Source organism: Dyadobacter sp. CY312, assembly GCF_021390535.1.
GTDB lineage: Bacteria > Bacteroidota > Bacteroidia > Cytophagales > Spirosomataceae > Dyadobacter.
On sequence record NZ_JAJUXG010000005.1, the window covers coordinates 333,179 to 356,931 of the forward strand.

27 protein-coding genes are annotated in these 23,753 nt (G+C 43.0%); 10 read left to right on the forward strand and 17 right to left on the reverse strand.

What is annotated here, in order from left to right; genetic code table 11:
* Positions 1–8: 8 nt before the first annotated feature.
* Complete coding sequence (locus LZG71_RS08995; RefSeq protein ID WP_233819209.1) at positions 9–836, reverse strand: polysaccharide biosynthesis/export family protein; 828 nt, start codon at positions 834–836, stop codon at positions 9–11.
* 203 nt (positions 837–1,039) lie between these two features.
* Positions 1,040–1,777 carry a tyrosine-protein phosphatase gene (locus tag LZG71_RS09000; protein WP_233819211.1) on the reverse strand — a complete coding sequence of 246 codons (738 nt, stop codon included), beginning with the start codon at positions 1,775–1,777 and terminating at the stop codon, positions 1,040–1,042.
* A gap of 334 nt (positions 1,778–2,111) precedes the next feature.
* Between LZG71_RS09000 and LZG71_RS09005 the strand changes: the two genes are divergently transcribed.
* Positions 2,112–2,333: a hypothetical protein gene (locus tag LZG71_RS09005; RefSeq protein WP_233819213.1), complete on the forward strand. Its 222-nt coding sequence runs from the start codon at positions 2,112–2,114 to the stop codon at positions 2,331–2,333.
* A 47-nt stretch (positions 2,334–2,380) separates the two neighbouring features.
* A complete protein-coding gene (locus LZG71_RS09010) occupies positions 2,381–3,874 on the forward strand; it encodes a porin family protein (protein WP_233819215.1) in 1,494 nt (497 codons plus the stop codon).
* 132 nt (positions 3,875–4,006) lie between these two features.
* On the opposite strand, the gene LZG71_RS09015 is transcribed toward LZG71_RS09010, so the two are convergent.
* The 3 genes from LZG71_RS09015 to LZG71_RS09025 form a co-directional block, all read right to left on the reverse strand.
* The gene (locus tag LZG71_RS09015; RefSeq protein ID WP_233819217.1) at positions 4,007–4,177 is read right to left on the reverse strand and encodes a hypothetical protein; all 171 of its coding nucleotides are present in this window, start codon (positions 4,175–4,177) and stop codon (positions 4,007–4,009) included.
* A gap of 51 nt (positions 4,178–4,228) precedes the next feature.
* Positions 4,229–4,414 (reverse strand): hypothetical protein, encoded by a 186-nt coding sequence (locus LZG71_RS09020; RefSeq protein WP_233819219.1) that lies wholly within the window; start codon positions 4,412–4,414, stop codon positions 4,229–4,231.
* A gap of 539 nt (positions 4,415–4,953) precedes the next feature.
* Positions 4,954–5,724, reverse strand: coding sequence for a tryptophan-rich sensory protein (locus LZG71_RS09025; RefSeq protein WP_233819221.1), 771 nt, complete (start codon positions 5,722–5,724; stop codon positions 4,954–4,956).
* Positions 5,725–5,947: 223 nt separating this feature from the next.
* Between LZG71_RS09025 and LZG71_RS09030 the strand changes: the two genes are divergently transcribed.
* The 3 genes from LZG71_RS09030 (at position 5,948) to LZG71_RS09040 (ending at position 8,764) form a co-directional block, all read left to right on the forward strand.
* A complete protein-coding gene (locus tag LZG71_RS09030) occupies positions 5,948–7,468 on the forward strand; it encodes a glycosyltransferase family 39 protein (RefSeq protein WP_233819223.1) in 1,521 nt (506 codons plus the stop codon).
* A gap of 121 nt (positions 7,469–7,589) precedes the next feature.
* Entirely contained in the window at positions 7,590–8,129 is a 540-nt protein-coding gene (locus LZG71_RS09035) for a GNAT family N-acetyltransferase (protein WP_233819225.1), read from the forward strand.
* A gap of 80 nt (positions 8,130–8,209) precedes the next feature.
* Positions 8,210–8,764 carry a GrpB family protein gene (locus tag LZG71_RS09040; RefSeq protein ID WP_233819227.1) on the forward strand — a complete coding sequence of 185 codons (555 nt, stop codon included), beginning with the start codon at positions 8,210–8,212 and terminating at the stop codon, positions 8,762–8,764.
* Positions 8,765–8,776: 12 nt separating this feature from the next.
* Here the strand turns inward: LZG71_RS09040 and LZG71_RS09045 are convergent, their stop codons facing one another.
* Together LZG71_RS09045 and LZG71_RS09050 are read right to left on the reverse strand one after the other, a co-directional pair.
* The gene (locus LZG71_RS09045; RefSeq protein WP_233819229.1) at positions 8,777–9,235 is read right to left on the reverse strand and encodes a hypothetical protein; all 459 of its coding nucleotides are present in this window, start codon (positions 9,233–9,235) and stop codon (positions 8,777–8,779) included.
* 117 nt (positions 9,236–9,352) lie between these two features.
* Complete coding sequence (locus LZG71_RS09050; RefSeq protein ID WP_233819231.1) at positions 9,353–9,853, reverse strand: methylated-DNA--[protein]-cysteine S-methyltransferase; 501 nt, start codon at positions 9,851–9,853, stop codon at positions 9,353–9,355.
* Between the two features lie 170 nt (positions 9,854–10,023).
* Here LZG71_RS09050 and LZG71_RS09055 point away from each other — a divergent pair, with 170 nt between their 5' ends.
* Positions 10,024–10,851 (forward strand): SGNH/GDSL hydrolase family protein, encoded by an 828-nt coding sequence (locus LZG71_RS09055; protein WP_233819233.1) that lies wholly within the window; start codon positions 10,024–10,026, stop codon positions 10,849–10,851.
* Between the two features lie 43 nt (positions 10,852–10,894).
* Entirely contained in the window at positions 10,895–12,001 is a 1,107-nt protein-coding gene (locus tag LZG71_RS09060) for a lipase family protein (RefSeq protein ID WP_233819235.1), read from the forward strand.
* Between the two features lie 54 nt (positions 12,002–12,055).
* Here the strand turns inward: LZG71_RS09060 and LZG71_RS09065 are convergent, their stop codons facing one another.
* On the reverse strand, positions 12,056–12,610 hold the full coding sequence (locus LZG71_RS09065; protein WP_233819237.1) for a DUF4468 domain-containing protein: 555 nt from the start codon (positions 12,608–12,610) through the stop codon (positions 12,056–12,058).
* A gap of 167 nt (positions 12,611–12,777) precedes the next feature.
* Between LZG71_RS09065 and LZG71_RS09070 the strand changes: the two genes are divergently transcribed.
* Both LZG71_RS09070 and LZG71_RS09075 read left to right on the forward strand, forming a co-directional pair.
* Positions 12,778–13,236 (forward strand): CHRD domain-containing protein, encoded by a 459-nt coding sequence (locus tag LZG71_RS09070; protein ID WP_233819239.1) that lies wholly within the window; start codon positions 12,778–12,780, stop codon positions 13,234–13,236.
* A gap of 115 nt (positions 13,237–13,351) precedes the next feature.
* Positions 13,352–14,200 carry a neutral zinc metallopeptidase gene (locus LZG71_RS09075; protein ID WP_233819241.1) on the forward strand — a complete coding sequence of 283 codons (849 nt, stop codon included), beginning with the start codon at positions 13,352–13,354 and terminating at the stop codon, positions 14,198–14,200.
* 167 nt (positions 14,201–14,367) lie between these two features.
* Here the strand turns inward: LZG71_RS09075 and LZG71_RS09080 are convergent, their stop codons facing one another.
* The 9 genes from LZG71_RS09080 to apaG form a co-directional block, all read right to left on the reverse strand.
* Positions 14,368–15,942 (reverse strand): carbohydrate-binding domain-containing protein, encoded by a 1,575-nt coding sequence (locus tag LZG71_RS09080; protein ID WP_233819243.1) that lies wholly within the window; start codon positions 15,940–15,942, stop codon positions 14,368–14,370.
* Between the two features lie 161 nt (positions 15,943–16,103).
* The gene (locus LZG71_RS09085) at positions 16,104–17,165 is read right to left on the reverse strand and encodes an endonuclease/exonuclease/phosphatase family protein (RefSeq protein ID WP_233819246.1); all 1,062 of its coding nucleotides are present in this window, start codon (positions 17,163–17,165) and stop codon (positions 16,104–16,106) included.
* A 115-nt stretch (positions 17,166–17,280) separates the two neighbouring features.
* Positions 17,281–18,009: a T9SS type A sorting domain-containing protein gene (locus tag LZG71_RS09090; RefSeq protein WP_233819248.1), complete on the reverse strand. Its 729-nt coding sequence runs from the start codon at positions 18,007–18,009 to the stop codon at positions 17,281–17,283.
* Entirely contained in the window at positions 18,010–19,314 is a 1,305-nt protein-coding gene (locus tag LZG71_RS09095) for a sialate O-acetylesterase (protein ID WP_233819250.1), read from the reverse strand.
* 181 nt (positions 19,315–19,495) lie between these two features.
* Positions 19,496–20,305 (reverse strand): hypothetical protein, encoded by an 810-nt coding sequence (locus LZG71_RS09100; protein ID WP_233819252.1) that lies wholly within the window; start codon positions 20,303–20,305, stop codon positions 19,496–19,498.
* Between the two features lie 50 nt (positions 20,306–20,355).
* Positions 20,356–20,646, reverse strand: coding sequence for a hypothetical protein (locus LZG71_RS09105; protein WP_233819254.1), 291 nt, complete (start codon positions 20,644–20,646; stop codon positions 20,356–20,358).
* Complete coding sequence (locus tag LZG71_RS09110) at positions 20,643–21,611, reverse strand: DUF2157 domain-containing protein (RefSeq protein ID WP_233819256.1); 969 nt, start codon at positions 21,609–21,611, stop codon at positions 20,643–20,645. Before LZG71_RS09110 ends, LZG71_RS09105 begins: the two co-directional genes overlap by 4 nt.
* A 5-nt stretch (positions 21,612–21,616) precedes the next feature.
* Entirely contained in the window at positions 21,617–22,393 is a 777-nt protein-coding gene (locus LZG71_RS09115; protein ID WP_233819257.1) for an O-methyltransferase, read from the reverse strand.
* A 52-nt stretch (positions 22,394–22,445) separates the two neighbouring features.
* A complete protein-coding gene (apaG, locus tag LZG71_RS09120; protein ID WP_233819259.1) occupies positions 22,446–22,832 on the reverse strand; it encodes a Co2+/Mg2+ efflux protein ApaG in 387 nt (128 codons plus the stop codon).
* Between the two features lie 147 nt (positions 22,833–22,979).
* Between apaG and ung the strand changes: the two genes are divergently transcribed.
* Positions 22,980–23,645, forward strand: a complete 666-nt coding sequence (gene ung, locus LZG71_RS09125; RefSeq protein WP_233819261.1) for a uracil-DNA glycosylase — start codon at positions 22,980–22,982, stop codon at positions 23,643–23,645.
* The last annotated feature ends 108 nt before the right edge of the window (positions 23,646–23,753 follow it).

Sequence of the window (23,753 nt, forward strand, 5' to 3'; positions counted from 1 at the left end):
TACCGGTTTTATCGGGTAAGGTTCAGGATAAGAATCCCAAGCGTACTGATCCCGCCCACAATAGTTACAATCAGCGGTACAGTGCGTACACGACTGTCAGTATCGAGCATTTTCGATTTAACTGGCTCTATGTAAATGACATCGTTTTTATGCAGGTAATAATAAGGAGAATCAAATATTTCGCGGGATGTAAGATCCAGGCGCGCATATTCACGTTTACCGTTCTCCTCACGGATAATCATGACGTTACTACGATTTCCATAGATGGTCAAATCCCCTGCGAGACTTAATACCTGAGGCAAAGTGATTTTTTCATCGGGAATTACGTACACTGCAGGCATTTTTACTTCACCTAAAACAGATACCTTAAAGTTGAGGTTACGAACTATCACACTGGGTTCTTTCAGATAGCTCATCAAACGAATACGTATCGTGTCCGCTGCGTCTGTGGTACGGAGTCCTCCTATTTTTATTTTTCCAACAAGCGGAACCTCAATGGTCCCGTCCATATCTACCAAATATCCGAGAGGCTGAACTCTGGCGCCGCCACCACTAGCTGAATAGTTAGTACTGGCAGTGGTAAACAAGTTTGGTGTGTTAAAAACTTCATTAGCTTCGGCATTCAAACTTCCTACTACAATAGAAAGGATGTCATTGGGCTGGATGAGCGGAACATATTTCTGAGTAATTTCCTGAGAACTATAACGTGCAGAATCTCCTTGGAAATATACAATTGTTTTTGGGGATACACAGGATGTGGTGAGTCCCAGGGCGAAGAGCCCGATGAGGCAGGCGAATGAAGTGAATTTTAGCACAGAACGGAATAAATGTTTCATAAAATAACGTTGGTTGAGGGGCAATGCCTTATTTTTTTCGTATTGTGTACTTCATAACTACTTGAATATTAGCGCTTGTTTCTTCTTTTTTAAGCACTTTGTCGTAGGGCAGTTGATGTGTTAGTCATTTTCCTTCAACTCCTCGCGTAGACATATTTATTTAAATGCAATTACAAATGTAGAATATATTCTAAATACATATACTATTCTGACAAAAGTTTTTCATTTTGGAAAGGGTACTTATCCAGCCATCCGCTTTTGTCGCATTTATCAATTAAATCCAAATGCTGTTTTCTGTGTGCGTCGGTGCCCAGGAAAGTTATCAGTCCTTGTTTGAGCAGGGTGATCGCCATTTTGTGAACGTTTTCTCCGTAGTAGTTCCCAAGGGAGAGAATATTAACCTGTAGTTCGCATCCCTGGTCGCACAGTTTCTTATAGATTGACGGATCAGAATAAAAGTAGGTGTAGCGCTCCGGGTGGGCGAGCACGGGCCGGTAACCTTTTTCGATGATGTAAAAAAGGGTTTCGGAAGTATTCATGAGCGGCGTGGAATAGGGGAGCTCAACAAGCACCCTGTTACCGGGTAGCGTCAGTATTTGCCCACCATTCGAAAGCATCTCTACAAAATGTTCATCGATGAAATATTCCGCTGCCGCATCAACTTCGATATGAAGTCCTGCATTTTTTGCGGCCAGGCGTACATCAGCCAGCCCATGTAAAATCGTATCAGGTGTATTTTTGTAACAATCCCACATGACATGGGGAGTAGTGACGGCTTTTTGGAAACCGAGATTTTGCATTTTAGCAAGCATTTCCACAGACTGCTCTATGGTTTCAACGCCGTCGTCAATGCCGGGTATAATATGGGAGTGTAGATCTATTCCGATGTGGGAAAGATTTACTTCTTTATTCTTCTTCTTATCGAACAGCCAGTTGAGCATAAGTATTCGGTTAACATTGGATCGTGGCGAGGGTAAAACCAGCGAAGTCGGAACCGGAATTTTGAGTTGAGTAATGTTGAGCAAATTTAAGGTAAAAAAAATGACACTTAACAGAATTATCTGTGGAATTTATTCGATATATAGATAAAGTGTAAAATAGGATTATTCTTTTGGATGATTCAAATACATTTTAATGGTGTGTAGAATTTGTTATTGCATCCTTAGACTATTTCAGGTGTGAAGCGGAACGATTTTTTATAGTACATTAATACAGATGTGGTTACAAATTTCACGCGTATTTTATTATTTCAACAAAAAATAATTGATTCTGACTATGGAAAATCTGAAAGACCCGGAACCGGACAGGTTTGTAATATTCACAGATAAACATGGGGTGACTCGGAAAGGAATGTACAAAATGGATGTGCTGGCTTTTGTGGAAATAGCAGAGGAAGAGACGCCTGTGGAAACTAAATTGATATATGAAAAAAGTGATGTGGCACACTGGAACTATGTGGAAGACAGCGATCCGGATCTGACGCGGTTTGTGCCCTGATGGCATGATAATTTAGTGCCGAGGCGTAAAACAAACTAAAAATAAATATGAAAATTCAATTTTTAATCGCGACGCTCGGGGTTATGACGCTGTCCCAGGAGCTTTCGGCACAGGCCGTGACAAAGGATTCTATACAAGCGCTTCATCAGCAAAAAGAGACCATTGAACTTAGCAAATCACTGAACGACAGGAAACTGGAATTGGCTAAGCTCGAAAACGAATACCAGGAAAAAGACAAACAGACGAAGGAAGCAGGGGAGAAGGCCAGAATATCTGCTCTTGAAAATCAGCAGGCAGCTGCGAGACTGAGCAACAACGCGCAGGATAAAAAACTGGCTAACCAGGCTAAATCCGCCGCCAGAAAAGCGGAGCGTGATGCCAAAGCCGCCCGGAAGACGGCTGAATCACAGGAAAAGTTACGCGCAGATATTTCATCCCTTCAAAAGCAGATCAGCGAGGAAGAAACCAAGTTGAGCGGTGTGGCATCGGTGACCTCACAGGCAGCTGTGCAGCCTGCATCTGTAACCTCGTCAGGCACAATGGCGGACCCTAATGCTGCTGTAACTCCGGTACCTGTTCCGGTGGAAAATCCCGGGCAGCCGGTAGCTGCGGGAAGTCAGCCCGTGCAAATTGACAACCCGGTAAGGTTAGGAAATGCTGATCCGAATGGTAACATCAGAACAATTACGGAAAGAGTGGTGGAATCTACCTACAAGAACTATCCACAGCAGGCGGGACAGCCGTCGATCATCATCAACAACATCATTATACCATCGGATTACGACAGACCTGCGCAGCCGGCTCCGAAAAATAATGCAGGCGTAGCGCAGCCAACCACAGATAACCGGGACTATGAGGAATATCTTGCCTGGAAAAAGCAAAGAAATACCCGGAGAGAATACTCCTATGAACCCCGGGAAGAGGACATTGCCCGGAGAGAGGAAGATTTACAACACCGTGAAAACCGCATGACTTTTAAAGAACGCTTTGGAGAAAAGCCTGCGCGTAAGTCCGGACTGTGGGTGATACCGCTGGTGGGTGTGCATGCATCTGATTTCAACGCTGACTTCTCAGCCGGAGAAGCAGAAGGCAGAACGGGTTGGAACGCGGGTCTGGATTTCAGAATGCATACAAGAAGGTTTTTTGTTCAGCCGGGTGTTCATTATTTCAATTCATCATTGAGATTCACCAGTGAAGACAGCCTTTCGTCTGCTCCTCTGTTAGACGGCCCGAGAATACACTCTTTGAAAGTACCGGTGATGCTGGGACTTTATCTTACCAAAGCGAATAGCGGATTTTTCAAATTCAATATCAAAGGCGGAGCTACCGGTAACTATGTGATTGCGGTGGACAACGACAACTCAGCACGGTTTGATAAAGACAACATCGAGGAATTCTCTTACGGACTGGCAGCAGGCGTTGGTCTTGAGTTCGGACTGATTACCCTGGATCTTTCTCACGAGTGGGGAATGAGTTCTTATCTCAAAAACAACGACATGAAAAACAACGTGTTGCGTGCGACGATCGGACTGAAATTGTGAGTTAGCACTTTCGGTTAGATAATACTAAACGGTCGGTGAAGGAGGTGAAAAAAGCTTCTTCATCGGCCGCTTTTTTGTGGGTAGCCTCATATCAAATCGGTGCTGGTATTTTCAAAATTAGCTGACAACATACTATATGTGCTGATTCTCCACAACAGCCGTAGCTGGCTTGGCACTTTCTGTGGGAGCGGTAATGTGTATCTCATTGTTGGCATCAGCTGGTGCAATTTCAGCGGGTTGTTCACAGCTGAAAAATGCGGAAACGAAAACTGCGATAGCGAAGAACTTGATGATCGTTTTCATAATATTGGGAAGTGAAAAGTTGGATGTGATGTGAATGACTGGTATGAATGATTATTGAATCTGAGGCTGGTTTGTTTTGATTTCCTGATTAGCAACCTCTGGTACACGTGGGTCTGTTGTGTGCGTATTGGTGTTGACAATCTGTACATCCACTGGCGCAATTTCTGCGGGTTGTTCACAGCTAAAAAATGCGGAAACGAAGACTGCGATGGCGAATAATTTGATGGTCGTTTTCATATATTGTTTGATTATAAATTTTGTGATTGATACCGTGTCTCAGAGGACATGACAAAGGTGCAGGATGAAAACGGACCTGGAAATTTGTTATGATCAATCGCTGCGAACAGGTGATCAAGACGTCTTGTAAAAGGATTAAGGCGGTTTCTGAGCTTTTTAAAGGCAATTGAGCCATTCATCCCTCGGAGAAAGGTATTGGTCAGCGATTGTACGGTGTTGGAGCCGTTCGTCGGGGTGTTGAGGTAACACAGAGGGCCACGGAGTTACACAGAGATGTAGTTCGCGAGACAGAAATTGCCGCCAATTCACAAAAAAACTGGATAATATTCTCAATGCCATCCGTGCAAAATCTGTGCATCCGTGGCGCTCTTATCACATTCTGGACAACTCCGTAATAAGAAAGCTGAATACAAAAGATGCCACGAAGTCACGAACTTGCTTAGATTGATAGGTAAACTAAATCCGTGCAAAATCTGTGTATCCGTGGCAATATGATCTCCGTGGCTCTCTTATTACACTCTTTGTAACCTGTAAGTCCCTTACAAAAAATGTCTTCCCCGATTCTGAAAACCGTGAATCCCGCAGCTGATTAACAAAATTGCAGCGGAGGCAAGGGCTGTATAGTAGATCATTTCATTTTCCTGGTGGTTTGCGACAGCTACCGCCGCCAATGCCCATGCACCCACAACAGCGGATTCGCGCAGATTACGTATCCAGGTCAGCAGCAGGTTAACAACCACCGCAGCAAGTACCATGATGATTGTCCAGGTAACGTCCGACAGTCCGAATCCGCTCCATTGTATCTTGGTAAGGTAGGCGGCTGCGTTGGCAATGAGCGCGACGCATATCCAGCCCAGGTACATGGCAAAAGGCCACCATTCAAAAACAATTTGTTTCAACGGAATCAGGTCCAGTTCCATGCGGGTGCGCAACATGATGGCACATAAAGACGAAAGAAGGAGTATCATGACAATAACCGACAGACCGGTATAATCATAAAGCCATGCTAAGATCCATAGACAGTTTGCGATACAGGACTGCACAAACATCCAGCCGATTCTGCCTACGATGGGACGCACCTCCGAGGGCTTCGACAAACCTTTGCTCTGGTAAATTATAAAGCTCGTGAGACCGATGTAAATAAGTCCCCAAATAGAAAAAGCATAACCGGCAGGCGTAAATAGGTTTTGGTACTGTGCCGAAACCGTCGCCATGGTGCTATTGTTGAATATGCCTGTATTCGACAGGTAATTCAAAATAATGGTTACAATGAGTGCAACAATGTTTGAGATTTGCAGTGTTCTGTTCATGTCAGGGCATTATAGCTTGTGGTTGAAATTACTATTCTGCAATATTAAAATCATACCGACAACCTATTGTGATCGGCACTGGCATTTGAGGTAGGGTCGCAGCGTGTAAAATCAGGTAATGTAGCTGAAAATTGACGTAAGGGAACAACTTGTTTTGAAGTTTGACAGATTATGATCATTTTAGTCGGTTATACGATCCATTTTTCCCAAAACAAACAACAGGTTGTCACAAAAAACGCTGCTTTTCTGGTTTTTTATTATCCTCAAATTCGGTCTTCATTGTATAATCATTTCTCCGGAATACGATTTACAGCGGGACGAATATCTGCATCTTGATCAGGCCAAACATCTTGCCTGGGGCTATTTGTCTGTGCCACCTTTTACTTCCTGGACATCTTATATCATTCTTCTACTGGGTAATTCGGAGTTCTGGGTTAAGTTTTTCCCCGCGCTGTACGGCGTGCTAACAATGGCTGTAATCTGGAAAACCATTGAAGCGCTTGGTGGTGGTTTGTTTTCACTTGTTTTAGGAGCGACTGCTATTACCTTTTCAGTTCTGCTACGGATCAACATGCTATACCAGCCCAACTCGGCTGACATTCTTGCCTGGACGCTGATTTACTATGGCGTATTTCAATATCTAAGAACGGAGCAAAACAAATGGTTGTACATCGCCGCAGTAGCACTTGGTTTTGGCTTTTTAAATAAATACAATGTTGTTTTCCTTTTGGCGGGCCTTGCTCCCGCGCTTCTGCTGGCAGGAAAAGGAAAGATATTCCTAAACAAACACCTCTATTTCGCTGCCCTGCTTACCTTGCTGATCATTCTTCCCAACCTGATATGGCAATATCAGAATGGCTTTCCTGTTTTATTCCACATGAAACTGCTATCGAAAACGCAGCTCGTGCATGTAAACCGCGCTGACTTCCTGAAAGAGCAGATTTTATTTTTTTTCAGTTCGCTTTTTGTTATGCTCACTGCATTTACAGCTTTTTTTACATATGAGCCTTTTAAAAAGTATCGTATGTTTTTTTTGTCGTTCCTCATCACGCTGGCGCTTTTCACTTTTATGCGTGCAAAGGGATACTACGCGATAGGGCTTTACCCGATTTTTATGGCATTTGGTGCAGTGTACCTCGAATCACTTTTTGTCAGGAAACTGATGTGGCTCAGGATTGCGTCTGTTTTGGTTGTCCTGATTTTGTTTGTTCCGATATTCAATGTGGCATTTCCTGTAAAAAGTCCCGATGAGATCGCCCGTAACCCGGAGGCGTATATGAAACTGGGTTTGCTGCGTTGGGAAGATGGTAAAAACCATACGCTGCCGCAGGATTTTGCGGATATGCTTGGTTGGAAAGAGCTGGCAAAAAAGGTCGATGAAGAGTATTCGAAAATCGGGGACAAAAAACATACGCTTGTACTTTGCGATAATTACGGGCAGGCTGGCGCAATTAATTACTATTCAAAATTTAAGAATATCGGGGCTGTGACAGTCAATGCCGATTATATCAATTGGTTTCCGTTAGATGAGGAGATTGTAAATGTGATCCTGATACAAAATGCGGACGACGACGATCCTGACAGAAATAAAGAAAAGCCGCTTTTTCAGCAGGTAAGGCGGATTGGCAAAATTGAAGCGCCGTATGCCCGCGAATTTGGTACCAGCATCTATTCGCTGACAGGAGCAAAGGTTTCTATCAATGAAATTCTGAAGGGAGATATTGAGGAGGCTAGGTGGAAGTGAGAGGGAGGCAATTCCAGGCTCGTTACTTGCTTTTAGTACGGCATTGCAATCAGTGGTGTTTATTGGAGCCATGATTCAGGATGCGATTAACGATAGACAATTATATACCTACAACACCTGAATGAGAGCTAACTTTCCAACAATAAAAACAGACCGATTATTGCTGAGACAATTCGTTGATGGTGATCTTGAAAATGTTTACACAGGACTATCTAATCCGGATGTGATTAAATATTATGGCGTCAGCTTTGATAGCCTGGAAGCAACCAGAGAACAGATGGTTTGGTTTGCTGATTTGGAAAAGAAAGAAACGGGTATTTGGTGGGCGGTTTGTTCTTCAGATAAAAACACATTTTACGGAGGAATCGGGTTTAATAACTTATGTAAAGAACATAGGAAGGCAGAAATTGGATTCTGGTTACTTCCCGAATTTTGGGGTAAAGGAATTCTTAAAGAGGCAATGCCGTTGGTTCTCAACCACGCATTCACATTTCATGGACTTCATCGAATTGAAGCGTTTGTAGAATCGGAAAATCAAAACTGTAAAATTTACCTCAACAAAATGAGCTTTCGACACGAAGGTACCATGATAAATTGCGAAATTAAGAACAACGAGTTTATCAGTGTGGACATTTACGCAAGGCTAAAAACCGGGGAGTGACCACCATTGGGCATACAAGAACAAAAGCCAATTTGCAGACTGGTGCATCCTTTGCGATTAAAAAAAACACGTTTCAAAAAATGACCTTGATCCGACCTTACCGTGCCAGCTGGGCTACCGATTTCCTGAGTATCCGGGAGAAACTTACAAGTGTTCTGGGGGATATTTGTCTTAATATTGAGCACATTGGCAGTACTTCCGTGCCCGGTTTGGCAGCCAAACCCATTATTGACATAGACATTGTTTATAATGAGTCATCCGATTTTGAGCTTATTAAATTGGCTCTTGAAACCTGTGGTTATTATCATAATGGTAATCAGGAAGTGGAGGGGAGGGAGGTGTTTAAAAGGCATGGCTCACAAGATCCCGTCCTTGATTTTATCAGTCATCATTTGTATGTGTGCCGTTACGATTCCGCCGAGTTACAGAGGCATATTTTATTCAGAGACTATCTCAGGACGAATCCTGCTGCCCGGGATTATTATCAGCATCTGAAATATGAAATTGCGCGCGAAGCGGGTGAGGATCGCAAAAGATATGCAGCCATCAAAACAGTGAAGGCAGAATCATTTTTTATATATATTATACACTTGTCTGTGGCTGAGCACGACGGTTTTAGTAAAGTATTGTGCTGATTATGATTCGGTTTACTTCTTTCTGACATAGATCTCAATAATTTCCTGATCAATTCCCAGGCTGTCAATCTTCTCAATACCGGTTTGTATCAGAGAATCGTTTTTCAGTTTGAGGTTGAAATGAAAATCGTGATTTTCCCATTCCCGGTAATTGCAATATGCCAGGTGTTCCGAATATTTCTTACCTTCCAACGTGTAAGTCCCGCTCCCGGCGCTAAAAACGGCAGAATCCTTTACGGCTTTATTGATGTCATGTTTAAAGAATGCAAAATCCTTGTCTGTGAACATCTTAATCATTTCCTGATTGGGAACAGGGTAGGTTTCCACCGTATCTCCTTTGGTAATAATTTTGCTGGCAACCAGCGTCCAGGAGCCAACAATTGATGGCGTTTCCGATGTGTTGCCGGAAGATTTTTTATCGCCGCAAGCACTCAATGTGACCAGCGAAAAAAGCAGAAGAGGTATTTTCATGTGTTAAATTTTAAATTGTTCTATTCAAACTCTGCACTGGAATGTTGCTTACATTTTAACGTCCTTCGGTTCGTTCTTCCACATTTCACTTTCCCCAAATTTCTTTTTCACGAAGACTCAATCCCATAAAGTTGGCGTTCTTCCTGAATTTTCTAATCTTAACAAAAAGGCTTTGTTTGGTAACCCGCCTGCAAAACCCGTGAGCTTGCCGGATACACCAATAACCCTATGACAGAGCGCAATGATCGAAATCGGGTTTTTACCGTTTGCGGCACCCACCGCCCGCACCGCTTTTATATCTCCCAGGTGCCTGGCTATATCGCCGTAAGTACGGGTTTCACCAAAAGGTATTGTCAGCAAAGTTTCCCATACTTTTTTCTGAAATTCGGTTCCGATAAAGTCCAGCGGCAGATCGAATTTCGTTCGCTTTTTCTCGAAATATTCGCCAAGTTGTTTTTCTGTTTCGAGCAGAACGGGATTGGAAATATCTTCCATTCCGGGGTCAATTTTCACGCGACCAGACTTCTCATTTTCCCAAAGCACAGCGGAGAGGCCATCTTCCGAGGCGATCAGTTTGAGCAGACCAACAGGCGAGTTTATTTGTTTATAATGGTTCATAGAGGCTTTGCCATCGTGCTCAATGCTTTAAGATTGTAAACTTGCAGATTTAAACGTCAATTTGAAAAGTTTTCAAGAAAAGATCTTCCACAATCAGGTAATGTCTGTTCATGATATACTTTAAGAATAATCAAGACATCGTAATATTCCGGACCTGTCAATTCACTTTTATGAAAAAACTCCTGCTACTATCTATTTGTATCCTTATTTATTCTGCCTTCGCTCCCCGAAAAATCACCTGGGTTGCGATCGGTGATTCTATTACTTATCTCAACGATCACCAGAATGAAACAGGTAACAGGGTCACAAAAGGATATATGACGCTGATCACAGAGAAATTTCCGCATGTGACATACATAAATAAGGGGTACAATGGTTGGACCTCAGTGAACATTGCTGACAAAATTGAAACGCTGGGACTCGAAAAAGCGGATGTTTATACAGTATTTCTGGGAACCAATGACTGGTGGCAGGGTAAGACGCTGGGTACATACTCAGACTATGAAAACAATACCGGTTCCGGAACGGTTTACGGAGCATTTAGGATCATCACCGGCAAGCTGAAAACGCTTAACAAAAAGGCGAAGATAATTCTTATCACGCCTATGCAGCGCGGAGATTTTGTGTACATCAATAATGCCAAAAACAATGCTTTCGGCTCTTACAAACCCAAAAAAGATCAGGGGCTGGAACAATTTGCAGACGCGATTGTCGAGATTGGTCGGAGGGATAAGTTCCCTGTGGTGGATCTGTACCACGACAGTGGAATGAATCTTGAAAATATGGTCAATTTTAAAAGATTGAAAGATGCCGCTACCGGCGAGTACAAAAATTATACATATCCGGAATATACTTCAATACCTTTCGATGCTGAAAAGGACGCATATCCATATCCGGTGGAGTCGATAAATATGACATACGATGGTCTGCATCCATCCGACAAAGGGTATCAGGTGATCGCCCGCATGATTGAGAAGAAGTGGAAAAAACTGAAATAATGATCGATTTCGATATATTTACACATACTCATATCTCACGTTTATGACATTCACCCGACTTCTCCTCCTGGTCACGACCACCCTTTTTCCCGTTATCACAAACGCGCAGGCTCTTAAACCGGGATTCGATAAGGCGGAATACATCGAACTTCTCAAAGTGAATCACCGCGTGCACATTGATGTTGCAAAATGGAGTGATACGCTGGGAACACCAGATCCTGAACAGTGCAAATTGGTTTATCGCTCTCCGGTTGTTGGTTTTGATAATTTGTGGGATCTCTGGAAAAAAAATAAGTCGGTCGGCGTAATAGCTGTGCGGGGCAGTGTGCAGACCGGACCAAGTTTTCTGGCCAATTTGTACGCCGCCATGGTGCCTGCGAAGGGGAGTTTGCAGTTAACAAAGGATGTCAGTTTCGATTATAATTTGTCTAATAATCCTAACGCCGCCGTGCATGTCGGCTGGTTGGTATCTATGGCGAATTTATCGGGAGACATTGTCGCCAAAATCGATTCCTGTTATAAGACAGGTATGAAAGAATTTATCCTGACGGGTCACAGCCAGGGTGGGGGGATTGTTTTTTTATTAAACAGTTATCTTGAAAATCTGAAAGTACAGGGAAAATTACCCGCAGATATTCGCTTCAAAACCTATTGCAGTGCCGGACCAAAACCAGGTAATCTCTTTTATGCTTACGATTATGAGAATATGACCAGAGGAGGTTGGGCGTATAACGTTGTAAATACTGCGGACTGGGTACCCGATGTTCCTTTCACGGTGCAGACGGTGGATGATTTCACGGCAGTGAATCCGTTTCATGGAGCAAAGGCTCAGATCAAAAAACTTAAATTTCCCAAAAACATTGCGTTGCGCCACGTTTACGATCAGATGAGTAAGCCGAGCTACAAAGCCAGGAAGAACTATCAGAAATATCTGGGAAAAATGGTTTCGCAAACCGTCAAAAAGCAATTTCCGGATTTTGTAACGCCTCAATATTACAACAGCAACTACTACGTAAGAACGGGGAATACCATCCCGCTTAATGCTGATGAGGAGTATTACAAACTATTCAGCAATGACCCTGCAAATCCCAACATCTGGCAGCACCATTTACCGAGGCCTTATTTGTATCTGGCAGAGAAACTGAAGTAAAACCCGGGTGAGAAGTGAAAAGTACCGTGCCTTCATTTCACTTCTCACAAAATGCTAGTTCTCCGACTGAACCATATATTCTTTCAGACTTGCCAGGAGTTTGTACATCGCATTGTTAATGTTTTGGTTGTCCGCTTTGGCGCGTTCAAGTGCAAGCTCCGCTTCCGCGCGTTTTTTTCGGTTGCTTTCCGTTTTAACAGCCATTTCTTTTTCCGCCACCAGATCGTTTTCTGTGGAGCCAAGTCGCGCCGGGGTACGATGCTGTGCGGTGCCGTCGAGCTTATTGATGCGCGCTTCATACTGATTATCATTACAGATGATCGTCATATCGAAACGGATGTAATCATACAACGATGTTGACACCGGCGTGTAGGTATTGATCACCAGTGTGCCAGCTTGCGGATCCTGGCTGGTGACGGCATTCTCAAAATTTCCAAAAGTTCTTGTAACCCAGGTCTGAGCAGATTTATAAAGCGCTGCCCGGGATTTCTGTGGAGCCGATTTATCCGTGTAAGTTGCCTGTTTGAGCTCGTCAAGTGGAAGCGTGCTTTGTTGGCAGTAGGCGAGGTGTGAAAACGAGAGCAACAGTATAAGGCTGAGATATTTCAAAATATTTAAGGATTGATGATTTACCGTAAAATAAGTATAACGCTGGTTAAAGCCAATAGCGTACTGGTTGAATTTTATGTAATTATCTGTATATTAAATATTTAAAATTAATATGTACCTTTAAAGAAATCATCATTAATACATTTCTCACTTAAAAAAACCAATTTATGAACACTTTTATGAAACGCATTGCACCATTTTTAATGGTATTGGTTGTCTTGGGTTGCAGCAAAGACCACACACCGGAAGATGTGGTAAAAAGAATCGCTTTGCCAATATCGGCGGATCAGGAAGTACCAGCGAAAAACAGTACGGGTTCTGGTTCAGCGGATGTGTATTACAATAAGGTTACGCACATGCTAACCTTCACCATGACGTGGCAAAATATTTCGGATATCCCGACTGGCGCACATATTCATGGACCGGCAGCAAGAGGAGCTAATGCAGGAATCAAATATGATTTTTTCAGCGCTTTTCCTAAAACGGCATCAGGGACTTTTTCAAGCGAAGTGCTTGTAGATGGATCCAAAATTGATGAGGCTCAACTTTTGGCCGGGATGTATTATTTTAACATCCACACCAAAAACAATCCCGGAGGTGAGATTCGTGGACAGATTGAATTCTGAATTTAGTGGAAAACGAAAATGACCGGATTTCGCAATACTGCATTTGGTGAATAAACGGCACCATTTTTGTAATATCGCAGTCATTATCATTTAACAACTAAAAACATTTGAATTTATGCGTTGGCAGGATTTACGCAGAAGTGGAAACGTAGAAGATCGTCGGGGGATGTCTGGTGGCGGTAAAGTCGCCATTGGCGGAATTGGCGTGGTTATCGTGGTGGTTCTTGGGCTGCTTACAGGGCAGGATCCGGGACAGATCATGGAAAACTTACAAAACAGTCAGGCGGTTGAGCAAACTGGCCCGAGGGCCGCAGGGCCTTTGCCTGATGATAAAACAGCCGATTTTATCAAGGCTGTCCTGGGAAGTACTGAGGATGTATGGGACCAGATTTATGCGGAAAATGATGCGCAATACCAGCATCCGACATTGCAGATATTCGAAAATGCAACACAGGGTGCCTGTGGAAGTGCTTCTTCTGCCATGGGTCCTTTTTATTGCCCGGCCGATGCCAAGGTTTATATAGACCTTTCATTTTGCGACGAACTGCGTGATAAATTCAGAGCACCTGGTGACTTTGCGGTAGCCTATGTTGTTGCCCACGAAGTGGGACATCACGTACAAAACCTGATGGGCGTATCGGAGCAGGTACAACAGCAGCGCAGAAGATTGAGCGAAGCAGAATATAACAAGCTTTCAGTTAAATTAGAATTGCAGGCTGACTTCCTGGCTGGTGTTTGGGCTAACCGGGCTAACAAGATGCAAAACATACTTGAACCCGGAGACCTAGAAGCGGCGCTTACGGCTGCCAACGCCATTGGAGATGATAAGCTTCAAAAGCAGTCGCAGGGATACGTTGTTCCTGACGCCTTCACACACGGGAGCTCTCAGCAACGCATGTATTGGTTCAAGAAAGGATATGAGACGGGAGACCTGAATCAGGGAAAGTTTAATGATATCCGATAATTTTTTCGGTCTGAACGCTTTTTAGCGGTCTGAACGAAAAAATGAATAGTCTGGTCTGAACGTTTTTTTTCGGTCTGAACGAAAAACAGAAGAATACAAAAAAGTGAGATGTGTGTGGATTTTCCATTTCACATCTCACTTTTTACATTTTATCCAAAATCGCTATTCTACCTTCCACCAGGCCCTGTGCTTCCGCCTGATCTGGTAACCATGGAGGTTGTGGTAAAGGTTGTTGCTGAAAGCGTTCCGGGGTTATATTTTCCGCTGGTATACAATCCGTTCAAGCTGGATCCGTCCGTTACACTCCCTCCATTGTAGATCTTATAGCTCTGCCCGGTTTTCAATTTCGGATTGGAAAATAACATGGTTGTGTAGGTTCTTGGAATCAGAAAGGTAAGTACTTCCGCACCTTCGGCCGACTGGATATGAATGAGCTGACCGGACGTTCCACCGCCCAGAACAACGGATGGTTGCGTGCTAACATTGGCAGTTGGCAAACTGGTAGCGCCACCGACTCCTACGATAAATCCACCTGTTATTTTGAAAGTATTGTTGTCGCAATCGAAACCTTCTTCCGGCGAAGTTGAACCAACGGAAACCGTTTTTCCTCCCGTTACAGTAATTTTTCCGTTGGAATCGATTCCGTCATTAGAAGAACTGTAAGCGTAAGTGGTGCCTCCATTGATGTAAATGAACGTCCCGGCGTTCAGACCGTCATCCGCTGTTTTGGCTACGATGGTACCGTTGTTTATCGTCAGTACACTCTTGGACTCAATACCTTCACCCGCACTGGATGTGATGTCAATTGTACCGCCATTTATTGTAACGTATGGATCAATGGTTGCGTCGGTATCGTAAGTTGCACAAATTCCCTTATCTGCAACCTTGATGTTAAAGGCTCCCTTATTGATCACGATATAGCCCTCCTCGCACTGGATACCATCTCCGGAAGCCGTGATGTTAACAGTCCCGCCATCTGAAATGAAAGCGTCATTGGTATGAATGCCGTCGGATACAGCACTTGTAACCGTGACATTCCCACTGATGAAACGAATATACTCGTCGCTACAAATCGCATGTTTGTAGTTTCCTTTCAGATTCAGGCTGCCATTTCCCGAAATTATCAGTTGTCCTTCGCTAAAAAGAGTTGCTTTCATGTCCTCCGTACCGCTGGCAGTATAGCCTGCACCGTCGGCAAGCGTATTTGTGGTATTGTCTGCTAACACCAAGAACACCCTTTTACCAGATTGAATGTTGATAGCCGGGCCGTCATTACTGGTAATATTGGCTCCATTCAGAGTCAGCTTAAATTTCTTATCGCTATAAATCTTGACGGATCCATTGGCCGTGGTACCAGAAAGTACGTATTCAACTTCTGCCGCAGCAGAGTTCACCGTGACGTCTCCATTGTTTTCGGTGATGGTTACACCTGCGGCAGCCAGCGGATTGGTGACTGTTACAGTTGAGCCAAAATTGATGGTGACGATGGATGAAAAAACTGAGTTTGCCAGCAAGTCATCTGCATTGGCTGCGGTTCCGGTGTTGCCCTCTGCTGCTGCACTGGAAACTGTTGTGCTGTCGATGGAAATTGCGTTTGCTTCTCCTTCCGCCGCAACGTCATCGCTGTCTTTGGAACAGGAGCCCAGGAAGAGAGAAGTTGCGAGAGCGAATGAATAGTATAGCGTAAGCCTGCACAGACGCAGAGTCCGACTGTTTTTAGAGAATCTGATTGATGGTGTCATTGTAGTTTTTAGTCTGAAAGGAATTCGAACATCAACTACCTTTACGTTGGTCAGATATTAACTGTTGCATGCAGCCGGGAAATGAATTTTATCAAACCGAAGCGTTCAATCAAGGCATGGTTCAGGGAAAAAGAGCAGCCGGTGTAATGCGCCGGATAAGTCTAATCTGTCTCCTTATTGATTTTTTCTTCTGCTTCGGCAATTTCCTCGCTGTCCGGCTCGGGTTCCTTCTGTTGTAAATCCGCCAGTGCTTCATATTGGAGGGAGATATAGATCGGGAAATGATCTGAGGAAAAGTTTTCAAGCCTTAGCATTTTTACCAGCTTAAAGTCAGTAGAGCAAAAAACATGGTCTAAGGGAAAACGGAGAAACGGGTATTTTGCGTGAAAGGTGTTATAGAAGCCACGCCCGATACGGGGATCGAGCATGCCGCTTATTTTTGTAAACAGGTTTGTGGTGTATGACCATGCGACGTCGTTCAGATCTCCCACAACAATGGATGGGGCAGGATTTTCCTTCACTTCCTTTGCAATTAAAAGCAATTCTTTATCCCGCTCTGTCGAGTAGAGGTTTTCACCGGGCACTGGCGGTGTAGGGTGCACGCAATAAAGCTGAATGTTCTGCCCCGAAGTTAATTTAACCGCCGTTTTAATTGACGGGATATCTTCATCAACCAGGTATCTGACCTGCGGATCGATCAGTTCCAACTTTGAGTAGAGTAACATACCATAAGTATTTTCCAGCGGAACCAACACACTGTGTGGGTACTTTTCCTTTAACTTTTCGGTCCCCTTGAACCAAAACTGGTCCGTTTCTAAAAGCAGTACCAGATCAGGGTCATATTTCGAAATAATCGACATACAGCCGGAGCTGTTTTTGTTGTCTTGATAAACATTGGAGGAGATGATGCTGACTTGATTTGGCTTATCCGTCTTGGTCTGATTAAGTAAAACCTTCTTCGCGAAAAAGGTGAATGGAAATATCTGGTAAATTAGATAAGCAGAGTTCGCAGCGATAAGCAGGATGATAAAAATCTCATAACCAGTGCTATTTCCAAAATAAAAGGTATAGACGATGAATATAACCAGATTTAAAAATAGCTTTTGAAGGCGCGGATACTCGAAGACTCTGAATACCCAATAGTCATTTTTCACAAGAGGAATAACAGAAAACAGAACGATAATCCCGCCGGTTATTTCCAGGAATAGTTTAAAAGAATGCATGAAATGAAATTTGCCTACAACGAATGAGGTGATAAAGGTCGGCAAAATGCGTTAAAATTTTCTAATATTTAAGCTATCGCAAAAAACCTTAGCCGACAGAACCCATCACTTTACGTCATTTAATTAGCAATTTACTCACATGCTGGGCATCACCGGATTTGAAATGTAGCAAGTAAATGGACGTTGGAAGTGTACCGTGCGTGATGTTTACTTCTTGCTGCTGACGAACCTGTTGCTGTTTTAAAACTTTTCCTGTCTGATCAAGAAGCGAGATCGTACCTGTTACGGGTTTTTTGAAGCGTACTTTTACATCTTCATTACCAACGACAGGGTTGGGGTAGACCGAAAACAATGTTGTATTCTCAGCAGCAGTACCCAGGACGACCTGAAAGTCGGATTCGGCGTATCCATATACCAGAGATTCTGCGTTGGCACTGACTGCTTTAACCCGATAGTATATTTTAGGTGCGTTAGGTAAAGATTTATCCTCAAAAGTTCTGATAGTTGCCGGTACAGTTCCCAAATATTCATAAGGAGCTGCCGTAGATGATTTACGTTCCAAAACATAAGCGGTTGCACCTGTGATGTCAGTCCAGCTCAGATTTACAATTCCTGCTGTTGCCGTTTTGGCTTCAAGTACAGGCGTTTTGAGAGCAACCCCGATTGGGAAGTTATAAAAGGAAAATGCACGCATACCAAGCTTGTTGGTGATGTAAGGACCGGTATACCTGAAATACGGCGCCACATTTTCGATGTAATTTGGAAGATAATTTAGTGAAGATGCATTCTGAGTCCCGTTGAGCTCCAATACGATTCTGTTTTCATCTGCTTTACCTGACAGCACCTATCCTGAATTGTGGTTCAGATAGAAAAAGTCTTTCATATCCAGTGTTACCGAAGAATAATCCGGTTTGTACTTTTCCGGATAAATCAGTTGTTGCCCTTCGTCAAAAGTAATGATCAACTGTTTTCTCTCATCATTACTATAAAATGCTTTTCTTACGGCTGGCGAATTAATGTTCAGCGTATCTTTAAGCTGATAAAAGTCCCTTTCTACAAGTCGGGCCAGCTCAGATCCTCCCTGTTTGTTGCCGTTTTTATCATAATGTAATCCGTCAAATCCAACCGTGCCAACTGTCGCCAGTGATTTCACATCCGGGTATATCTCGGGTAGTCTCCTTTGGTAATCGCGAAGGGCTGTCCCTGTCAGAGAGGGATAGTAAATAATATCAATCTGGAAGACATAAAGCATTTTTAAATTAGGAAGGTCGAGATGCAGATTTTTACGTAGTTTATCAAAATTGCCCTCCCAGTCTGCTCCTTCATGATAGGCCTCCGTTTCGCCCTGTCTGAAAATGAAAGCCTTTACTGCGTCTTTCAGTCCTGCTTTTTGTACACGATAAAGCATTCTTCCATATCCATTATTAAGATCAGCAGGATTACTTTCTGTTCGCTGGGCGTGTGCAAAAGCGGATGACCAGTGGAATCCGCCGTTGATTAAACAATTGGGAATGCCGGATTTTGCCACCAGTTGTTTTTGCAGTTTAAGCCCCATCGTGCCGACAGATGCACCAGTATTTTGCTGATTTGATAATGCCCACAGCGTGTCTGCCGGGTTGTAGGCAGCTGTGTTTAAATTATCCGTGATCTTTCCGAATGATCTGCAATATTCACTCGTTTCCGATTCTGTAAAAAAGCCCGTGGAGTTGGACTGACCTGTTAGGAGATAGACATCACCACTCACAATGTTTTTCCGGTGTGTCATCAGCACTGAATCAGCCGTTTTACAAGCATAAACTTTGAAGCTGTATTGAGCCAATTCAGCCTTAATAATAGCGGAAGTCGAAAAGGAACCAATGCCTTTGCTGTCGTACTTAATATCTGCCCTCAGATATTTCACAGGAACTTCATTCCGAAACACTTGAACGGACATGTAGTTGTAACCTGCAAGCTCAATATAGCCAGATACGGGGACGTTGGCTTCGTTGTTGGCATTTCTGGGGTAAAGCTGATAATCCTGCGGTAGCTTATTAAAAACGACAGAATAAATACGTTCAGCACGGGAAGTAATTGCAGTCAACTGGAATACCAGCGTTAATACTATGGCAACATTGGAGAAGAGAAGTATTTTGTAGAATTTTGAGTGCATATAGATAATATTTGTTCTAAGAAAAGTGTTTAGTATTACATTTAGCCCTTTATTTCGGAGTGAAATATAAGCTTATTATGTTTAGGTTCAATCTTTTACTGAGCTTTTATGGTGATCTGTTGAGTGGAAATGGCTTTTCATTTAGTAAGCTTATGGTTCTGAAATTCGGATGGCAGTTTTACTAATAAGTACTCCCGGCTCCGCCACCGCTAAACTCTCCTCCACCACCAAAATCGAAACCATCTTGTTGCTGTGGGGGCGCCCCCAAATATTCAGCCGCTAGTAAAGTTTGAATTTGCAGAAGTCTGCCGTTGTCGTTTTCCTGGTTATCGGAAATGCCAAAAACAGGTTTTTTAAGAAAATGAATCATCCCAGAGCTCAAAAGGATCATGATCAGGCCGGCAACACTCAGAGCCTGGGGGATGGTCAGGTAACCGGTGTAATACTGTACTGTGAAAAAGCTGAAAGCAAGGGACACCAGTCCGGTCACAAGTAAAATCCTGCTCTTGGATTTAAGTCCGAAAAAGATATAAGCAAGTGGAATGAATGCCGTAAAGAAGTAGAACAATCCAGCGTAGGCTATTTGAGGTGAAACAGAAGCAGAGAAGTTATTTAATACGGCATTGGCTTCTCTGACTACATAATAATTGCCTCCAAGGTAGAAAGTGAGCAGGGCCAGGATCTGAATCAACTTGCTGCACGAATGGTAATAGCTACTGCGAATTTTCTTTGAAATAAAATAAATGACCAAGGCCAGTGTCATTACGGCAAAAGGCAGCAGCGCTTTCCCAAGTGAAAATTTGAACATTAAATTTCCTAACAGTGTAAAAAGTATTGCATAGCTGCATCCTGCAAGCAGTACGTCTGCATAGCGGTATGTTGCTACTCCAATGATCAATAAACCGATGATACAATACTGCCATACTTCCAGTCTGTCTTCGAAGAAAATTACAATAGGAATAAGCAGAGATGTCACAGCTGAGTAGAGCAATGCATTGTCGATTCCGGAGTGAAATAATTTTCGGTCTTTGATCAGAAATTCTAAGTAAAAGAAAAAACGATGGCTGAAAGCAAACTAACCGGAATGAATGTATTACTGTTGCTTTTAATAAAAAACAGAGAGATGAATCCTGTAAAAAATGAACAGCCCATCATCGCAAAAATGAATAGACCAATTCGCACAAAAATGCCAGGTAAATAGAAATCTTGCGGAAAAGCGATTTTAGCCAGGTCGTTCTGCTGAGGTGTGATCAGCTTTTTACTTAGCCAGCCTTCACAGATTCGTTGTACTTGCAGGTTTTCTATCCAAATTTCATTGTAGGGCTTTTTCATTTTTTGATCCCGAGAAGTTTCTTAAAATTCAGTAAAAACCACAATACACCCATACTTGAAAACAGGAAATACCACAGTGCAAAAATTTCTGGAACAAAATCCGGCGCTATTTTAAAGAGGGAATAGGACAAAGCGATGTAGCCATATATCACACCCATGAGCAGAAATAGTGCCCACTGATTATTACGAGCCTGAATTATAAAATAGACCGTAAGCATAGCACTTACGATGAAGTAAACAATCTTGAAATCGTGATTTAATAACCCTGTTACCGAAGTGACAGCTGCCAGATTTCCACCCAGAAAAAGATATGTAAAAGCAAAGTGTTTTTTGATGTCTCTCGTTTCTGACACTTTGCTAAAAACGACCATACAGCATCCCAGAATGATTGCGGATACAAGTAATGACTGATCTGTAAAATCATTTCCTGAAAGTAGGGATAACGGCGCAATGGTCAGTCCGAGCCAGGATGCAAGCCCGGTAATTCCCATAGAGAGCACACCAGTATGATCGAAACGGTAACTACAAAAGAAAAATAGAACAGTAGGTATGATCACAGCAAATCCATACTTCGAGCCAAAGAGCTGGTATTGATATTGCAGATAACCTTCTAATATTAAAAATGTTACACAGCCAAGGAGCAGGCTGTAACCAGCCAGCTTATTCGATCCCGTGGTTTTTTCCCAGCTAAAAGGAAGCCGGTTTTTAAAGGCATGAAAGAAACAGGAAGCACTCACAAGAGCGATAAACGCAATAATAACCTGATGTCCGATGGTATCAATGTTCTCGTAAATGATAACACCAAGCCCTGATGTTAGCAGCAGAATGCCACCATAGAGAATGAAACGTAACTCGTTGAAAACTGAAAATGTTCTTGATGCAAGAAATGATTCGATCAGTTTGGATTGCTCTTCTGAAATAACATTTCTGACCAGCAGATTTTTCAGGACAGTTGCGCTATTCATAGTTATCAGAAACGAAGTGTGAAATTTTCTTTAACCTGTTCTTTTCTAAAAAACACCAGCCCGATCCAGAAGAGATCTACTGTGATAGTAACCTGTGGATGCGCTTTGATGTATTCCCAAGCCTGTGTCATTTCATCGGACCAATAAATGTCGTCGAATATAAACAATGTGTCATTGGTAGCGTACGGCAAACATTGTTCAAAATAGCGAACTGTTGGTTCATAACGGTGATTGGCGTCAAAATAAGCATAATCGATTCCGTCAGACAAGCCTTCTAATCGAGCCGGAAGCGTATCGTCAATATTTCCGACTACGATTTCAATGTTTTTTGCCCCGGTTTTATCAAAATTTTCCCTGGCAATCTGCGCTGTTTGAGGGCATCCTTCAAAAGAAATGATGCTCGCATCCTTTTTAGCCCTGGACATATACAAGGTGGTAAGACCTAAGGATGTCCCCAGTTCAATGATATTTTTAGGTTGAAGTCGCTTGATGAGCCTGTAAAACAGCTTGCCGAATTTCTCCGGCTTTTCAGCATTTTTAGCGATCGTACGGATTTTGCGGACATTGGATTTGTTCACCCGGGAACCTGCACCCAAATCAAGTATTTCTATTTCACGCTGACTGGCCAACAGTTCCTTGCGAAGTGCCTTTAAATCGATGTAATCAGGGTTGTCATCCTTGACACCCGAAATGACCTTGGTATATAATTCGAATAAAAATGGAGAATGTATAGCGTGCTCGTTACCGGAACGAAGCAGGTATTTAATGTATGCGGAAACCAAATTTTGTTATGTTAATGGCAAATTAGTATAGCTCGATTGTCCTGCCGCGGACTTAGTTTAGCCGGTAAGGAACCACGAGTGCAAACGCTGGAATAATGACTCTGAATTGTTTGCCGTCGATGATGCGTTCCATCAGATAGGTTCCCGCCATTTTTCCAATATCGGTTCGGAGGTTGCATCCGGAAACGTAATCGTGTACGTCGCCAGGTTCCAGCAGAGGTTGTAAACCAACCACACCTTCTCCTTCCACTTCGCGTACGGTTCCGTTTGAGTCGTAGATGAGCCAGTGACGACGTAACAATTTAACGGTATGTTCGCTGTGATTTTCAATCAGAATCTTGTAAGTAAACACATAGTGCTCCTGACCAGGGTTTGAATAATCCGGTTGGTATTCTGTCAATACGGTGACTTTTACACCATCTGTTACTTTCGAAACCATAGATGCTGAGGGCGTTTGTTAGTATTGCGGGGTTAAGGTATCATCAATTTTACTTGAAATACACATACTAAACGAAAATAGTCATCAATTGGTGATAAAACCAAATCAAAAAACATATTAATTTGGTTTTAAATTAAACATTGGATCATGGAAGTGAAAATAGAGGAGTCGTGGAAGGAGAGGCTCGCACCCGAATTTGAGAAACCTTACTTTCAGGAACTGGTATCGTTTGTGAAGGAAGAATATAGCAATAAACAGATTTATCCGCCGGCAAAGCAGATCTTCAACGCTTTTAACCATTGCAGTTTTGATAATTGCCGTGTTGTTATCCTGGGGCAAGATCCATATCACGGAGCTGGACAGGCCAATGGACTTTGCTTTTCAGTAAATGACGGAATCAGAATGCCACCGTCATTGCTTAATATTTTCAAGGAGATTCAGAATGACCTGGGTAAACCTTTCCCGCCGACAGGAAATCTGGAACGCTGGGCGTCTCAGGGTGTTTTGTTGCTCAATGCTACGCTGACCGTTCAGGCAGCTTCGGCAGGCTCGCACCAAAACAAAGGCTGGGAGAAGTTTACCGACGCGGTGATCAAGTGTATCTCCAACGAGAAAAAGGATGTTGTTTTTCTTTTGTGGGGTAAATACGCACAGGACAAGGGAGCGGTGATCGATGCGAAAAAGCACTTTGTCTTAAAATCAAAACACCCTTCTCCGATGTCAGCAAATTCGGGCGGGTGGTTTGGCAATCACCATTTTAGCAAAGCCAATGCGTATCTAGAACAGCATGGGTTACAACCAATCAACTGGTGAATTGACTAGTCCTAAAATAGCGATACGGATTTAAGATTCGTTAAGTTATTACAATTAAGCCGTTGCAAGGTTATTCTTGTAACGGTTTTCTCTTTTATAGGTGCGTAT

Bases quoted from the DNA above. Each gene is read 5' to 3' on its own strand.
- LZG71_RS09005 (WP_233819213.1), top strand. From the start codon at position 2,112: ATGGAAAATCTGAAAGACCCGGAACCGGACAGGTTTGTAATATTCACA.
- LZG71_RS09015 (WP_233819217.1), bottom strand. From the start codon at position 4,177: ATGAAAACGATCATCAAGTTCTTCGCTATCGCAGTTTTCGTTTCCGCA.
- LZG71_RS09085 (WP_233819246.1), bottom strand. From the start codon at position 17,165: ATGCATTCTTTTAAACTATTCCTGGAAATAACCGGCGGGATTATCGTT.
- LZG71_RS09075 (WP_233819241.1), top strand. From the start codon at position 13,352: ATGCGTTGGCAGGATTTACGCAGAAGTGGAAACGTAGAAGATCGTCGG.
- LZG71_RS09060 (WP_233819235.1), top strand. From the start codon at position 10,895: ATGACATTCACCCGACTTCTCCTCCTGGTCACGACCACCCTTTTTCCC.
- LZG71_RS09045 (WP_233819229.1), bottom strand. From the start codon at position 9,235: ATGAAAATACCTCTTCTGCTTTTTTCGCTGGTCACATTGAGTGCTTGC.
- LZG71_RS09020 (WP_233819219.1), bottom strand. From the start codon at position 4,414: ATGAAAACGACCATCAAATTATTCGCCATCGCAGTCTTCGTTTCCGCA.
- LZG71_RS08995 (WP_233819209.1), bottom strand. From the start codon at position 836: ATGAAACATTTATTCCGTTCTGTGCTAAAATTCACTTCATTCGCCTGC.
- LZG71_RS09010 (WP_233819215.1), top strand. From the start codon at position 2,381: ATGAAAATTCAATTTTTAATCGCGACGCTCGGGGTTATGACGCTGTCC.
- LZG71_RS09050 (WP_233819231.1), bottom strand. From the start codon at position 9,853: ATGAACCATTATAAACAAATAAACTCGCCTGTTGGTCTGCTCAAACTG.
- LZG71_RS09095 (WP_233819250.1), bottom strand. From the start codon at position 19,314: ATGCACTCAAAATTCTACAAAATACTTCTCTTCTCCAATGTTGCCATA.
- LZG71_RS09080 (WP_233819243.1), bottom strand. From the start codon at position 15,942: ATGACACCATCAATCAGATTCTCTAAAAACAGTCGGACTCTGCGTCTG.
- apaG (WP_233819259.1), bottom strand. From the start codon at position 22,832: ATGGTTTCGAAAGTAACAGATGGTGTAAAAGTCACCGTATTGACAGAA.
- LZG71_RS09000 (WP_233819211.1), bottom strand. From the start codon at position 1,777: ATGCTCAACTGGCTGTTCGATAAGAAGAAGAATAAAGAAGTAAATCTT.
- LZG71_RS09055 (WP_233819233.1), top strand. From the start codon at position 10,024: ATGAAAAAACTCCTGCTACTATCTATTTGTATCCTTATTTATTCTGCC.
- LZG71_RS09035 (WP_233819225.1), top strand. From the start codon at position 7,590: ATGAGAGCTAACTTTCCAACAATAAAAACAGACCGATTATTGCTGAGA.
- ung (WP_233819261.1), top strand. From the start codon at position 22,980: ATGGAAGTGAAAATAGAGGAGTCGTGGAAGGAGAGGCTCGCACCCGAA.
- LZG71_RS09105 (WP_233819254.1), bottom strand. From the start codon at position 20,646: ATGAAAAAGCCCTACAATGAAATTTGGATAGAAAACCTGCAAGTACAA.
- LZG71_RS09070 (WP_233819239.1), top strand. From the start codon at position 12,778: ATGAACACTTTTATGAAACGCATTGCACCATTTTTAATGGTATTGGTT.
- LZG71_RS09025 (WP_233819221.1), bottom strand. From the start codon at position 5,724: ATGAACAGAACACTGCAAATCTCAAACATTGTTGCACTCATTGTAACC.
- LZG71_RS09110 (WP_233819256.1), bottom strand. From the start codon at position 21,611: ATGAATAGCGCAACTGTCCTGAAAAATCTGCTGGTCAGAAATGTTATT.
- LZG71_RS09040 (WP_233819227.1), top strand. From the start codon at position 8,210: ATGACCTTGATCCGACCTTACCGTGCCAGCTGGGCTACCGATTTCCTG.